The sequence below is a fragment of the Shewanella sp. SG44-2 genome, assembly GCF_014164215.1.
GTDB lineage: Bacteria > Pseudomonadota > Gammaproteobacteria > Enterobacterales > Shewanellaceae > Shewanella > Shewanella frigidimarina.
This window is the reverse complement of the sequence record NZ_JACJEU010000011.1, coordinates 26,416-40,789: the sequence shown is the minus strand read 5'-3', so window position 1 is coordinate 40,789 and position 14,374 is coordinate 26,416. Positions and strand designations below refer to the sequence as shown.

Genomic DNA, 14,374 nt, shown 5'->3' with positions numbered 1-14,374 from the left:
GAATAAATAACAGCTACGACGGAGAATGTTTGGATTGCCACATCAGAATGAGTAGGCATTGGGGAACACTTGATTTAGCAATAATGTAAGACGTATTACTCCGCTTGCCACCTATAAAGATGTTTTTTAGGCAGTGAGCTCACAACGATGTAATTATCTTGGGTGTTTAAACGGTTAACTAGCCCTTATTTTTTTGTGGGAATACGAAGCGCTACCTGAAGTCGCGATGTGAACAAGTGATTATGTTTGAATTTTTTTGATGTATAAATATGGCTAATAAAATGGCTAATTATAAAGGGGGCGGGGTAAGCCATTAACAGGCTTAAAGTTTATCGCAAAAGTGATTATATATGCATGAAAAGTGATTGGTAGCAATCCCTACTTTGGTATAACACCCCGTTGCTTGACCTATAAAGCTAACTGAAACAAACTCGACATTGAATATATTCCTATAAATAATGGATGATAATAATATGCTGATTTTCTTAATTTGTATCGGGCTGCTCGTGCTCGGATTCAAGTTTTACAGCCCGTTCGTTGAGCGACAAGCTGGTATCGACCCTACTGCTAAAACCCCTCAAGAACGATTTAATGACGGCGTTGACTATGTCCCTGTTCATCCGGTTAAAGCGTTCTTAATTCAATTTCTCAATATCGCTGGTGTCGGACCGATATTCGGGCCAATTTTAGGTGCATTATATGGCCCTATAGCACTGGTTTGGATTGTTATTGGTAACGTACTTGGTGGCGCCGTTCACGATTATTTCTCTGGTGTGATGAGTATAAAAGAAGACGGTAAAAGTTTACCTGAAATTGCCGGCCATTATTTCAATGTGTACTTTAAAGGTGCCATGTTGATATTTACCGCGATGTTGCTCTTCTTCGTTGGTGTTGTATTTATCATGAGCCCAGCAGGGCTGCTAAGTAACTTAGATTATTTTAAAGACACCTTTTTGAGTAACAATACCTTTTGGGTATTATTAATTTTAGGTTATTACTTCCTCGCGACGTTGTTACCGATAGATAAAATTATTACAAAACTGTATCCATTATTTGGTTTACTAATGATTGTAATGACAACATCAATTGCAGTGGCATTGTTAATCCATGCGCCGCAACTACCCACTATCGACGGTATCTTTGCTTACTTCGATCACAGTCACTATAACAATGATTTATTGGAGCCTAATCCTAGTGGATTACCAGTATGGCCATTGTTATTTGTTACTATTACCTGTGGCGCAATCAGCGGTTTCCATTCAACTCAAGCACCGATTATGGCGCGTTGTTTAACTAACGAAAAATACGTTCGTCCTGTGTACTATGGTGCAATGGTTGCGGAAGGTGTAGTGGCATGTGTGTGGGCTACTGCAGGTATCGCAGCTTTCCCTGGTGGTTATATCGAACTTAAGAGTGTTCTCGATATTGGTGGCCCAGGTATGGTTGTTAACCAAGTGGCGACCACTTACTTAGGTGTCGCGGGTGGTATTATGGCAATTATCGCGGTTGCGGTTTTCCCAATTACCTCAGGTGACACTGCGTTTAGAGCATTGCGATTAACCATTATTGATGCGTTTAAAATTCCGCAAAGCGTCAGAAACCGTTTACTGGTTGCCATTCCTATTCTGATTATTGCTTATTTTATGACTAAGATTGATTTCACTCTAATCTGGCGTTATTTCGCATTCTCAAATATGTTGTTATCAACTAGCGTATTGTGGCTTGCGACTAAGTATCTGTTTGATCGCGGTACCTTCCATTGGATTGTCAGCATTCCAGCGATTATTGGTACTTGTGTGACAGTGTCGTACATCATGACCGCAGGTATAGGTTTTGGATTGCCGCAAGCGCTGAGCCAGCCCGTGGGTATTACTGTAGGTGTAATATGTCTTATTGCGCTGATTATCGCGCACAATAAACGTAAAGTGATTACTACTCACTAAGTTAATGATTGTGGTAATTGTTAATTAATAGAAGGGCTGCATTGTGCAGCCCTTTTTGTTGCCCATTTGAAAATGTAAATTAATGACCAATGCGGTCCAGTTTCTGAATCAGTTCCATTTTGATCTCGCTAGGTGTTTGACTGTGCCAGTAGCCACTCACGTAAGCAAACAGCGGTAACATAAACATAATAGTCAGTAACACAATCAGTAATCCTCTGGCCGAAAGCGGGATACCATTACGAGTACTAAATTGCAGCGCTTGTTTTTTAGGGCAAGCAGACACACAACGCATGCAAGCTTGGCATTCGTCTGAGCGGATATTTTTTTGAGTATGCACCGATATATTGGCAGGGCAGGCACGAGTGCACTTATCACAATTCATGCCTTTGGTTTCAATTAAACAATGTTGAGTATCACGACGAATTTTAAACGGGCTTAAAAAACTTACAATGCCCAACAACGCGCCATAAGGGCAAATGTAACGGCAAAAACCTTGGCGACGCCATGCGGCTAAGGCAAAGATCATTCCAAAACCGATTAAGGTCACCATTGATGGCATCATAAAAAACACTGCCATTTTTAAGTCAGCCACTTTGTGGTAATTACCCGCTAAGTAGTTTGGAATGCTTGCTGATGGCATCGAAATAACCAAATAAAGCAGTGCCGCTAATAATAAATATTTAACCATTCTGAGTGGCCAGTCTATCCACGCCGGCGGTAGTAACTCTGCATGAACAACACGTTTTCTCAGTTTATAAAGGTACTCACCTGCTAATCCTAGCGGACAAGCCCAACCACAAAATGCTCGCTTACACACGACACCTGTAAGCAATACTACACACAACATCACTACCGCAGCAGGATGGTTTTGATCCCACAATCCGAGGGTTAAAATAGCTTTGAGTTCTATACCGCCCGCAATAGGTAAAAATGCATCACCGACATCAGGCCTCATTAGCCAGGGGGTTTCTCCGGCATACAATAATCCAGCATTGATGGCATATTGCACTCCAACCAGTAACATCGAAAGGGCAAAGAAATGTTGGCAAATCTCACGTACTGCATTGGGCCTTCCTTCTGCATTGGCAAACGCAGGTTGATATTGTCCTATTGCGGTAACAACTAATACCGCGCCCAACAATATGAGTAAAAGCGGCCAGAAAAAGCTAGCAAGAGTTGCGCCGAGCAATAATGCCCCGCTGACCAATGCGCCCCATTTTTTGCCACCCCAATACAGTAAGCTGGTGCTATATACTAAGGCTAGCATTAAGGTAATTGATTCGATTGTACTCATAGAGGATGCCTATAGTGTTTTATTTTCTATTAATAATGATAAAAGTTCTGCTTAAGGGCTAATGTGAGAGGGGTCACCAAAGGCAATAATTGATTTCTAAATATATGATCTATATTGATTTGTTTACTTTATGTAAACATTGTTAAGCAATGTGTGAATTTGGTTCTTCACTCGATTGTCATTAACTTGTCTTAATGACTGGTTACCTTATTAAGATTATTTTGTGACAGTAAAAAGTGGCTAATGGCTAAGTTTTCATTTGAGCATTCTTTCGAGATCGACACCTTAAAGCGCTTAATTGCCCAGCATCAGCATCTATTTAGGCATAAGTCCCTAGCGAATTTATATTATCGTGGTGAAAAATTATCGGTAACCGCCATTGAGCTTGGCCAACAACAGCAACCTTGCCCTACGGTGTTATTTGTTGGTGGGGTGCATGGTGTTGAGCGTATTGGTGCACAAGTGGTGTTGGCCTTTTTAGACAGCTTACTCAATCGACTACCTTGGGATACTCATTTACAGCAATTACTCAAACATGTACGTTTAGCCTTTGTACCTGTGGTCAACCCGGTTGGCTTTTTGCGTGGCAGCCGAGGCAACGGTAACAATGTAGATTTAATGCGCAATGCACCGATTGATTCAGATGAAGACGTGACCTTTCTTGTTGGCGGCCAGCGACTGTCACCGCGCTTGCCTTGGTATCGTGGTCAAAATGGCATGGAGCTAGAAACCCAAGCATTAGTGAACTATGTGCAACAATTACAGCAACAAAGTAGCAGTGTTATTGCCTTAGATGCTCATTCAGGTTTTGGTTTGCTAGACCATTTGTGGTTTCCTCATGCGCATACTCGGCAACCGTTTTCCGGCATAGGTTATATTTATCATTTAATGCAGTTATTCGAAAAAGGTTATCCTCACCACGGCCATTATCGGTTAGCGCCACAAAGTCATTTTTATCGGACTCATGGCGATATTTGGGATTACTTAGTGGCGAGTAATATCAGCGAAAACCCGTTTATTCCATTAACGTTAGAAATGGGCTCGTGGGCCTGGGTGCGTAAAAATCCGCGACAACTATTTAATTTCCCCGGCTATTTTAATCCGCAGAAAACACATCGACATCAACGTATTTTAAGGCGTCACGTGGTATTAATGCAGTTCATTATCGATGCAGCTTATGCACAAATTATTGAACAAATAAAGCCTAAACAGCTTATGCAGTTGACTCAACAGGCGAATCGCTTCTGGTCTAAAGAAGCTAAATGAGGCTATGTGAGGATAAGCAATGACCACCTTAGTTTTGCTTAGAGGATTAATGCGCGATAGCCGCCATTGGTATGGTTTTGATCAGAGTTTAGCTCAACAAGCTGTGAATGTTATTAGCGTCGATTTACCGGGTAATGGCCTGTTAGTCAATCAGCCTAGCCCAGGTAAAATACAGGATTATTGTGTTGCGGTGTGGCAACAAATTGATGATGCATTACTAAAGCAGAGCATGATACCAAGCCAAGTTAAGGTGGTATTGGTTGGGTTGTCTATGGGAGGTATGCTGGCATTAACGATGGCGGCGCAGTGTCGCTCGCGAGTACAACATGTTGTGTTAATTAACAGCAGTGCTGCTAACTTGTCACCTTGGTATAAACGGTTCCAATGTTTGGGGTTAATGAGGTCATTGGGGGCTGTGTTCATTCGGGCTTTACGCGCCAGCTTGTCGAACAGTATTGATACAGATAAAAGTCATTGGCTAGAGGCAACGGTATTAGATTTTACCAGCAGGCATTTGGGTCAAAGTATTGAAGTGATTAATGCCTGGAGTATACTGAGATTGCAATGCCATACATCATTTATTAATGGATTACGCCAATTGTACGCCTCAGCCCGTTTTCACAGTCCTATATTGAATGACATACCGGTTAGCGTGATTGTCGCTAATCAAGACGAACTTGCGCATCCAAAATGTAGCGAACAGTTAGCGGTATTTTATCAAACACAATTACATAAAATAGATGATTGCGGTCACGATGCCAGCCTTGATCAACCACAACAATTACAACAACTATTGTTGAAAATTATTCATTAGAGCTTATTCGTTAGGGCCTATTCATTAGAGCTAATTCATTAGGGCTAATTCATTAGGGCCTATTCGTTAGAGCTTATTCAGTAGGGCTTATCCATTAGGGCTTATAGAGTAGTGCTTCTTAAATAGAAAGTACTGAATCGAGAGTATTAAACAGAGAGTACTAAATTGAGTGTGCAAAATAGAAAGTGCTAATTTGAAAGTGCTAAATAGTAGCGATTAGTCATTCAATCATTCATTCCGTCACTTTAGCTTGCTGGCCATTTTTTAATGTCTTGCTGCCAAGCATTAGCGGTAAAGTCGATAAAGGCTCTGACGACGGTTTGCTGATAACTACGCGACAAATAAACCGCCCACAAGGTTTTTCCTGGCGCGGTAGTATTGGGCAGCACTTCGATTAACTCACCTCGTTTAAGATAGTGATTAGCTAAATCGGTCGGCAAGCACACAATACCGTTGCCACGAAGCGCCGCATTGATCAATACACCCATGTCATTGGCCTGTAAATTACCGCTCACATCAAGTAAACAGGTTCGAGACTCATCGATTATCTCCCAACGTGGTTGGCTCGAGTGGCATAAACAGTTGTGTTGTAATAAGTCGTTGGCTGACAATAGGGTTGAATGTTTGACGAGATAGTCAGGTGATGCGCAAATGACACTGTCGATATGCATTAAGCGTCTGGCGATTAAGCTTTCATCAGGCTGGTGGGTGTAACGCAGCGCAATATCGACTCTGTCATTCACCAATTGCGAGACATTATCCGACAGTAATAGCTGAATATTAACTTGAGGATGTTGCTGGCAAAAAGCCTCAACTACGTCATACAGTTTGTGTTGCCCAAGGCCAATGGGTGAGGCGATCCGGATACTGCCAACCAGTTCAGTATTATGACTATTAGCACGACCTTCCATCGCGGTGACTTCACTTAAAATGCGTTGGCAGTAATTAAGCGCTTCTTCGCCTTGTAGGGTGAGGCTAACTCGGCGCGTGGTGCGGTGTAATAATCGCAACGCTAACCATTGTTCAACTTCTTTGATATGGCGCGACACTTGTAAACGGCTTAAGCCAAGTTGCTCGGCCGCTTGGGTAAAGCTGCCACAACTGGCCACTTCAACAAAGCTGCGTATAGCAGATATTTTGTCCATAAAATCATCCTGTCGCGACAGCTAAAGGTTATAAGCTTTCTATATTTTCCAATAGGCTATCGGCTTTGTTAATAATGGCCTGTTGCGTGTGCACATCCATTTTTTGCCAGTTTTTATATACCATTGCCATGCGAGGGTTACGTTTAAATTGGTCTTGATGCCGCTGAATAAAATGCCAATATAAACTGTTGAATGGGCAGGCGTTATGTTCTGTCTTGAGTTTGACATTGTAATGGCAGCTTTTGCAATAGTCGCTCATTTTGTTCAAATAGTTACCGCTGGCGGCATAAGGCTTAGTGGCCACAATTCCACCGTCAGCAAATTGAGTCATCCCGCGCGTATTGGGCATTTCGACCCATTCGATGGCATCAATGTAAATACCTAAATACCAGTGGTCGACTTCATCTGGATTGATACCCGCGAGTAAACTAAAGCAGCCAGTCACCATCAATCTTTGAATATGGTGGGCATAAGCATAATCGAGTGACTGTTTTATGGCGTGGTGCATGCAATTCATCTTGGTGTTGGCGGTCCAAAAATACCCTGGCAGCGGCCGCAGTGCTTGTAAGGCATTTTTAGTGGCGTAGTTAGGCATATTGCACCAATAAATACCGCGAACATATTCACGCCAGCCAAGTATTTGCCTAACAAAACCTTCAACTTGAGCCAGTGAAATATCATGTTGATGCGCTTGCCAATGCGCGATGACTTTATTAATCACTTCACTGGGGGAAATAATTTTTGCGTTAAGTGCAAACGATAGCCTTGAATGATATAAGCTCCAATCCGCACGGCTATTTTCGGTCATCGCATCTTGGAAATGACCAAAGCGGATCAATAAATGCTGGCAAAAAAAGTCGAGTAACTCACGCGATTGGCGTCGATTCACTGGCCATAACAATTGGCTTTCTGCCTTGCCTATGGTGTTGATATTATGGCGCTTAAGGCGGGCTAAAATATCACTGACATCGTTAGCAAATACCAAGGGCGCAGGAACATCAGCAAGATCATTCTTTTTAAAGCTCGCACGGTTTTGCTGGTCAAAATTCCATTGGCCACCTAATGGTTCACCCTCTTGCATTAATACATTAAAGCGTTTGCGCATGCGTCGATAAAAAAACTCCATTTTCACATGTTTATTCGGTGTAAATTCGCGCTGAATATCGGCAAATGGCAGTAAGAAATGTTCTGTGTCGTAGCTGTTTTTACTCACCTTTTGCAGTGCGAGTTCACTCAATTGTTGCGCTAAGCGATATTCATCAGGCTGTTGATATTCAAATATCGTCAGTTGCTGGGTTGTGGTGATGTTTTCAAGTAATGCAGGGAGATCTGCATAGTGCTGGGTGTCATCTAATGTTAGGTGCATCACTTGATGACCACTCTTGGATAAGGCCTGTGCAAATTGCGCCATAGAGGCAAAAAAGGCGCAGACCTTTTGCACATGATGAGTGACATAACTTGCTTCTTGTCCCAACTCGGCAATCAAATACACCACATTAGGATCGACTTGTTTAAACCAAGAGTGTGACGCATTGAGTTGATCGCCCAAGATGAGTCTCAATGTGCTGGTTTGCGGCAATAATGTTGGTGAAGCATTGGTGTAAAGCGTCGTCATGGTGATTACCTTTATTCAGATTTATGTCGGCGACAGCGTTCAGAACAATATTTAACGTTGTCCCAATCTTTGGCCCATTTTTTACGCCATGCAAAAGGGCGTTGGCATACCAAACAGATTTTATGGGTTAAATGTGGTTTTTTATGTGTCATGGCGAGCCTTCTTCTGTTTGGGCTTTGGGCGTACATGACGGGTTAATACCGCAACAATATGCTGTTTAACTTGAGGTTGTTCGCGATACGACCATAAACGATCGCGGGCAGTTTGTGATGCTTGAGTTAAATCAATCATTGGCTCTGGATAGTCACGACCTAAGATAATGTCGTTAAAAATCGCTTCCATAGGCGGTTGTTGCCAAGGTTGATGAATATACTCATTGGGTAAATTGGTGAGCTCTGGGCACCACAATCGAATAAACTCACCGCGTGGGTCTTGGTCTTGTGACTGCTTTACGGGGTTATATAACCTTATAGTGTTAATACCAGTGACCGAGGCTTGCATTTGCAGTTGCGGATAATGGATGCCAGGTTCGAAATCGAGAAAATAATTGGCTAGCGGTAAGCTGGCATGCTGCCAGGCTATATTGAGATGGTGAGTCACAAAGCTGACTAGCATGGCGCGCATTCTAAAGTTGATATAGCCGGTTTCTTTTAAACAACGCATACAGGCATCGATAATAGGGATCCCCGTTTGGCCGTCAGCCCAGCGTTGAATATCTTGCTGCACTTTGTCGTCGGTACGGTAGGGGTAATCAACATACCCAGGGTTAACCGGGGTAAATTCCATACTGCATTGGCTTTCAAATTTTTGCATAAAATGGCAATGCCAATGTAAACGAGACATCATCGCCAATAACGGTTTTCTCCACGCTTTGTTGCTGGTTTGCACCTCGTTATAACGTGTTAATGTCGCTTGATATACTTGCTTTAGACTGATGTTTCCCCATGCTAAATAAGGCGACAAGCGTGAACAATGGGTCTGACTTAAGCTCGGGCTTGAAATACTGCGTTGATAATCTTTACCCCGATGGGTTAAAAAACTGCTCAGTATTGTTCTGGCTGCTTTGGGGCCACCTATTTGAAACTGATCATTGTGTGCCATGATGGCATTATCAAGAGTCGGGTCTTGATAATTATCGAGTTTTTGTAACTGACATTGTTGCCAGTTGGGGATGGCAATAGGGCTGTTCATTACTTGTTGCCAGTGTTGATCCCATGCCTGACGATTTTTTCGGCCACGAACTACAGCTCCAGTAGGCGACTGCTGCCAATTAACTTGCTGTTGATTACACCAGCGAGCAACCGTTTTATCGCGTTCAAAGCTGTTGTGTAAACCTATCTCTTGATGACTATAAATATTCTTAATTTCAAATGTTTGGGATATCTCATCCAGTAAGTCAATCATCGGCATACTGAACATATACACCTGTCCGTTAAATCGGAGCAGTTGTTGATTCATATCTTGCAGCGACTGCCACACAAAGCGCCAATGGCGTTCATTATAATGCGAGTCAGCCAGCAGAAATGGCTCAAAGGTATAAATGAGCAAGCAGGGTAAATCGTGATTAAACGCATCGACGAGCGGCTGATGATCAGACAAGCGCAAGTCGCGTTTAAACCAGACAATATTAATAGCTTGTTTGATTGTGTCGGGCATGGCGCCAAAATCTCATGATGAATGAGCCATTAGATACGCACTAGCCTGCCGTTTAGATTGCTTTTAAGGACACTATTACGTAAAGATTTTTACACCTTGATTTGTATCTTTAAATGATACAATTAAGCGCAATAATCGATATTTATCTCTAAAAGATTACCCACTAAACTAGCTCCATTGATAATTAATAGAGCGAGACACAAAATGAAATTAGCAGTATTAGGCGCAACAGGTTGGATTGGTGGCACTATCATGCAACAAGCGATAAGCCGAGGCCATGAAGTGGTTGCCGTAGTGCGCGACGCCAGCAAAGTCACTCAAGATGTGGCCGTACGTACGCTTGATTTAACCACGATGACAAGCGATGCCATCGCTAGCGCATTTGCCGACGTTGATGTTGTTATAGCGTCAATCGGTGGCCGCGCCGCACAAAACCATCAAGTAGTTGCTCAAACCGCTAAGCAATTATTGCAACACTTGCCTAAAGCGGGCGCACCGCGTTTGTTATGGGTTGGCGGTGCAGGTAGCTTAGAAGTCGCACCAGGCGTGACGTTAGTGTCAACACCAGAGTTTCCTGAAGATTATAAAGCCGAAGCCATCGCCCAAGGTGAGGCACTAGCTGCGTTCCGTGATACAGATTCTGATATCGAGTGGACTTATGTTAGCCCTGCTGCGATGATTTTCCCTGGTGAGTCAGAAGGCCCATACCGTATAGGCGGCAACGAATTTTTTACCGATGCACTAGGCCAAAGCCGAGTATCAGTAGTGGATTATGCCAAAGCCATGCTTGATGAAGCCGAAAATGCTCAGCATATTAATCAACGTATTAGCGTTGCTTACTAAGTGATATTTGGTGGGTGATTAATCGAAACAGGCCTAAACGGCCTGTTTTTTTTATGCTTTATCCGGCGCATAGGTGGTTATATCGATTAGGCAAACAATGGTTGAATTTGTATTAGGCCATAGCCGTTACTCGGTAAGATTTGAGCGCATTTTACTCAAAAAATTATATTGGGTTATCAGTTACAGGTTATGTAATTTGAGTCTGTTTTAAAACGTTTTTGGATAAAAGTGTATTTAAGGTATGGCCTACGGCCACTAACGTCGTGGCGCTTCGCCCACACCAGACCAAAAGGAAACCAACGGCTATTCCCTCTTGGATCACCCAGCCGCCACATCAAAATTATCTGAAAAGCGATAATTTCGCGACGTGGTCTGATCCAGCTTTTAACTTCGTCTGAGTGTTCTTCGGCCTTATTTGAAAATGCTAACGCTTCAGATGGGGCGTCCCTTCCCCTCCAAAGCTAGCCAGACATCCATGTCTGGGCTCACGCCATTTTCTTCAACAGCCTCAAGTTCAGAGTTGAATTTAGATATTTTTAAGTCAAAAACCAACTCGTTTTTGCCCCAAAGTGTGCTAGCACTCGCTTAATGAATCGAAAATGACGAACGAGTAGCCTACAAATTCTCATCTATTATGCATGCTTTTATCATGAGTTACCGAAACAGGATAAGTATACTGTTACATTCAAAAATGAATGGTTTTGAGTTCATTTTAGTTAATATATGTTCGCGTCACTTAAACTGACAAAGTATTCAGTTATTTAAAATTAGTTGCGCATGTAAAGAAGAACTTAGGTGATAAGTTTGGGAAACACGCATGCGCATTAATAAAATGTTAGGCAAACAGAGGAAATATGAACAGCAAAATTCAGAATCGAATTGAAAAAAACAAGATGATGCTTTCCAGTATTGTAAATACCTACTTTCTAGCTGACCAAAATCAGAAGTTGTTCGGACAATTATTAGATAACCCTGACTTGCTTGTTCGTTGGGATGGTTCGTATGCATTAAATGGAGTTAATAATATTCGATTTTCGCTATATATGTACGTCTTGTCAGAAATGCGTGCAATCTTGTTCGACACACATAAGAAAGTAGCGAGTATTCATAATATCTTTAATAGCCTTGAAGACGAAAACTTTTTAAATCAATTAAGAAAATTTTTTTGCGACACTAGCCAAAAGGAAATTCTATCATTTGACAGAAATTTGTCAGAGGAAACAAAAGATTACTTCCGAGCTGAGGATAACAAGTTGAAGGCTACTTGGTTTGATAAGTTGCTTGAGCAAGCAACGACGAATTATAAGGTACTACTTACTTCTGAAATTGGTTCAAGGGTAAATAACGCTCGAAATAAAATGATATCCCATAAAGAATTCCAATCTGCTGATGACATTGGGCGAAGAGTGTTTGAAGCTAATGACTTCGGTTTAGTTTACTCTGATGCAAGAGACATTATTGATATGTCGCATGACATCATTTTCCCGCTATATAGCCTATTTACTAAGTCTCACTTTGATAGTAAGAACTCAATGAATCATCATAAAATCGTTGCCAAAGAATTTTGGGCTAAATAGTTTGCCTAACGAAGCGTTTAAGACAGATGCACAACGCTCGGCATTTTCGGTTTGCCTGAATTTAGTTTCTACAGCACAATGGGTTAAGTTTTATGGCAGCGTCGCTCACTACTTAAAGCGGCATTAGCTTATTGCAGAGTAGTCAATAATGTATAAATTTTTAATTCTATTCTTACTTACATTTTATTCTAAATATGTTTTTCCTGATGAAACCTCATGGTCTATAGAAAAGCTACCTTTTGATCCCGGCGAGGATCAGATTCCTAGTGTTGTTAGTGAGTCGAAATTATCAGTGGCGTATGTAATGCGGCACCCAATAAAAAAAGATACAAGGTTATATTTCATGCTTAACGATGACAGTTGCAAAATAGATTTATCAGCGGTTGGTATGCATTTTGTTTATATAAACAATGAAAAAGATCTCTTCATGAGCTCTTGTTGGGATGCCTCGCACCGAAGGTTTTACTCTCTTTCGGGTGGATATCTTTTAATAGATGAGTTTTTAAATAAAAAAACGGTGTCCATAAGAGAAATTGAACCTACAAGTGGTTGGGCTCCAATAAATCAAAAATTTAGCGCAGAAAATTTTGAAAGCAGTTTCTATTCTTATAACAAGAAATCTTCTCATTAAATTTACAACGCTAACAAAGCAATCAAAAGGATTAGAGTTAGGAATCTAGCACGCTTTTGTCCATAAATTACTTAGAAGTCTTGATTGAAAATGTCTAAATTCAACTCTGAGCTTGAGGCCGTTGAAGAAAATAGCGTGAGCCTGACAGGACGTCAGGCTAGCTTTCGCGGTACAGGATGTACCATCGGAAGCGTTAGCATTTTCGAATAAGGCTGAAGACGGTTACAGATGAAGTTAAAAGCTGGATCAAACCCCATGGCGACTTTTCGCAGCTCTTGTTTTGTAAATAGCGAAAATGTTGCGGGGCGGCTGGGAGTTCCAAGAGGGAACAGCCGTTGGTTTCCTCTTGGTCTGGTGTGGGTGAAGCGCCACGACGTTAGTGGCCGCAGGCCATCGCCAAGACTAAAACCAAAGAACAAAGCTGGATTCCGGCTCACAAGCATTACCGGAATGACAGAGAAGAGTGACTGGAATGTCCGATGTATTAGCCCGTGCAGGGTGGAACCTTGCGATCTTAATTCAAACGAAGTTTAAAAATAGATCTGGTGAAGCGCCACGACGTTGGTGGCCGAAGGCCATATTCAACCAAGAACCGCTTTATGTATTATCCCATTGATGACAAAACTCAATAAAGCTTTTCAACAGCGGGCTGTGATATTTATCTTTGTGAACCACCAACCAAAACGGTCGCTGCATATTAATATGATTCCCCTTAATTGGAGAATCAAGCTGAGCCACACGTCCATCGTTAATCGCATATTGTGCCGCCAAAGCAGATAAACATCCTAAGCCAAGTCCAGCGGCGACACTGTTAATTAATGCCTCAGTAGTGTTAAGTTCAAACACTTCATGCCACGATTCTATTTGCGGCGCGATAGTGCGCAAAAAAAACTCTCTTGAGCCAGAACCTGCCTCACGTAATATCCATTCACTTTGCTCTAAATCATTAAACGTCCATTGTGCTTGCTGACTTATGGGTAAATGAGGCGCAGCGATAATACACATTTCATCATGGCTAAACTGAGTGGCGATGAGCTCTGGGTGATGACTTTTACCCTCAATCAAGCCAATGTCTAACTCGTAATCCAGCAGCTTTTGGCAGATTAAGCGTGAATTTGAAATCACCACGCTTTGTGAGAAATGTTGATGTTGCTGCCTAAATTGGCTCAATAACCCAGGTACAACATGATTACCTAAGGTGTCACTGGCACCTATTTTCAATTGACCCGTAAAAGCGTGGTCTGCATCAAACAATTGAGTGATATTATTTGCTCTACTAAGCAGCTCATCGGCCAGTGGTAATAACTTGTGTCCTTCTTGATTAAGCACCAAGCGATTATTGACCCGATCAAATAGCGGGTGACCCAATTGTTTTTCGAGTTCTGCCAGTGCCATGCTCACCGCGGCTTTAGACAAATACAGTGCCTCAGCTGCAGCGGTTAAGGTTTTATGTTGGGTAACACTGGTAAACACGTTGAGCTGCTTTAATGAAATGTGCATAGCGCCGCTTAGTTTGATATAGAGTGAGTTTGATGGTTATAAAGTTAATGTGAACGGTTTCATTTTTATTTTCATCGTTATTGGTATGAT

General features: G+C 42.0%; 12 protein-coding genes. 6 read left to right on the top strand and 6 right to left on the bottom strand.

All coding sequences use genetic code 11. From position 1 onward, the window contains the following. The first annotated feature begins 473 nt into the window (after positions 1-473). The gene (locus H5181_RS10495) at positions 474-1,943 is read left to right on the top strand and encodes a carbon starvation protein A (protein WP_182750982.1); all 1,470 of its coding nucleotides are present in this window, start codon (positions 474-476) and stop codon (positions 1,941-1,943) included. Positions 1,944-2,022: 79 nt separating this feature from the next. Here the strand turns inward: H5181_RS10495 and H5181_RS10490 are convergent, their stop codons facing one another. Then, on the bottom strand, positions 2,023-3,237 hold the full coding sequence (locus H5181_RS10490) for a 4Fe-4S binding protein (RefSeq protein ID WP_182750981.1): 1,215 nt from the start codon (positions 3,235-3,237) through the stop codon (positions 2,023-2,025). Between the two features lie 243 nt (positions 3,238-3,480). On the opposite strand from H5181_RS10490, the gene H5181_RS10485 reads away from it, so the two are divergent. Next, on the top strand, positions 3,481-4,503 hold the full coding sequence (locus H5181_RS10485) for a DUF2817 domain-containing protein (RefSeq protein WP_182750980.1): 1,023 nt from the start codon (positions 3,481-3,483) through the stop codon (positions 4,501-4,503). A 19-nt stretch (positions 4,504-4,522) separates the two neighbouring features. Then, complete coding sequence (locus H5181_RS10480; RefSeq protein WP_182750979.1) at positions 4,523-5,317, top strand: alpha/beta fold hydrolase; 795 nt, start codon at positions 4,523-4,525, stop codon at positions 5,315-5,317. 245 nt (positions 5,318-5,562) lie between these two features. On the opposite strand, the gene H5181_RS10475 is transcribed toward H5181_RS10480, so the two are convergent. From H5181_RS10475 to H5181_RS10460, 4 genes are read right to left on the bottom strand one after another with little or no spacing between them, the layout of a single operon-like run. Beyond that, entirely contained in the window at positions 5,563-6,462 is a 900-nt protein-coding gene (locus H5181_RS10475; protein WP_182750978.1) for a LysR family transcriptional regulator, read from the bottom strand. A gap of 28 nt (positions 6,463-6,490) precedes the next feature. Then, entirely contained in the window at positions 6,491-8,077 is a 1,587-nt protein-coding gene (locus H5181_RS10470; RefSeq protein WP_182750977.1) for a cryptochrome/photolyase family protein, read from the bottom strand. 11 nt (positions 8,078-8,088) lie between these two features. After that, the gene (locus H5181_RS10465) at positions 8,089-8,229 is read right to left on the bottom strand and encodes a DUF2256 domain-containing protein (protein WP_182750976.1); all 141 of its coding nucleotides are present in this window, start codon (positions 8,227-8,229) and stop codon (positions 8,089-8,091) included. Next, complete coding sequence (locus H5181_RS10460; RefSeq protein ID WP_182750975.1) at positions 8,219-9,733, bottom strand: cryptochrome/deoxyribodipyrimidine photo-lyase family protein; 1,515 nt, start codon at positions 9,731-9,733, stop codon at positions 8,219-8,221. The genes H5181_RS10465 and H5181_RS10460 overlap by 11 nt, the downstream gene beginning before the upstream one ends. A gap of 204 nt (positions 9,734-9,937) precedes the next feature. Here H5181_RS10460 and H5181_RS10455 point away from each other — a divergent pair, with 204 nt between their 5' ends. From H5181_RS10455 to H5181_RS10445, 3 genes are all read left to right on the top strand, one after another. Next, positions 9,938-10,576, top strand: coding sequence for an NAD(P)-dependent oxidoreductase (locus tag H5181_RS10455; RefSeq protein ID WP_182750974.1), 639 nt, complete (start codon positions 9,938-9,940; stop codon positions 10,574-10,576). Positions 10,577-11,430: 854 nt separating this feature from the next. Next, positions 11,431-12,153: a hypothetical protein gene (locus H5181_RS10450; RefSeq protein WP_182750973.1), complete on the top strand. Its 723-nt coding sequence runs from the start codon at positions 11,431-11,433 to the stop codon at positions 12,151-12,153. 148 nt (positions 12,154-12,301) lie between these two features. After that, entirely contained in the window at positions 12,302-12,784 is a 483-nt protein-coding gene (locus H5181_RS10445; protein WP_182750972.1) for a hypothetical protein, read from the top strand. A gap of 597 nt (positions 12,785-13,381) precedes the next feature. Here the strand turns inward: H5181_RS10445 and H5181_RS10440 are convergent. Continuing rightward, complete coding sequence (locus H5181_RS10440) at positions 13,382-14,284, bottom strand: LysR substrate-binding domain-containing protein (RefSeq protein ID WP_182750971.1); 903 nt, start codon at positions 14,282-14,284, stop codon at positions 13,382-13,384. Between the last annotated feature and the right edge of the window lie 90 nt (positions 14,285-14,374).

Bases quoted from the DNA above. Each gene is read 5' to 3' on its own strand.
- H5181_RS10495 (WP_182750982.1), top strand. From the start codon at position 474: ATGCTGATTTTCTTAATTTGTATCGGGCTGCTCGTGCTCGGATTCAAG.
- H5181_RS10490 (WP_182750981.1), bottom strand. From the start codon at position 3,237: ATGAGTACAATCGAATCAATTACCTTAATGCTAGCCTTAGTATATAGC.
- H5181_RS10485 (WP_182750980.1), top strand. From the start codon at position 3,481: ATGGCTAAGTTTTCATTTGAGCATTCTTTCGAGATCGACACCTTAAAG.
- H5181_RS10480 (WP_182750979.1), top strand. From the start codon at position 4,523: ATGACCACCTTAGTTTTGCTTAGAGGATTAATGCGCGATAGCCGCCAT.
- H5181_RS10475 (WP_182750978.1), bottom strand. From the start codon at position 6,462: ATGGACAAAATATCTGCTATACGCAGCTTTGTTGAAGTGGCCAGTTGT.
- H5181_RS10470 (WP_182750977.1), bottom strand. From the start codon at position 8,077: ATGACGACGCTTTACACCAATGCTTCACCAACATTATTGCCGCAAACC.
- H5181_RS10465 (WP_182750976.1), bottom strand. From the start codon at position 8,229: ATGACACATAAAAAACCACATTTAACCCATAAAATCTGTTTGGTATGC.
- H5181_RS10460 (WP_182750975.1), bottom strand. From the start codon at position 9,733: ATGCCCGACACAATCAAACAAGCTATTAATATTGTCTGGTTTAAACGC.
- H5181_RS10455 (WP_182750974.1), top strand. From the start codon at position 9,938: ATGAAATTAGCAGTATTAGGCGCAACAGGTTGGATTGGTGGCACTATC.
- H5181_RS10450 (WP_182750973.1), top strand. From the start codon at position 11,431: ATGAACAGCAAAATTCAGAATCGAATTGAAAAAAACAAGATGATGCTT.
- H5181_RS10445 (WP_182750972.1), top strand. From the start codon at position 12,302: ATGTATAAATTTTTAATTCTATTCTTACTTACATTTTATTCTAAATAT.
- H5181_RS10440 (WP_182750971.1), bottom strand. From the start codon at position 14,284: ATGCACATTTCATTAAAGCAGCTCAACGTGTTTACCAGTGTTACCCAA.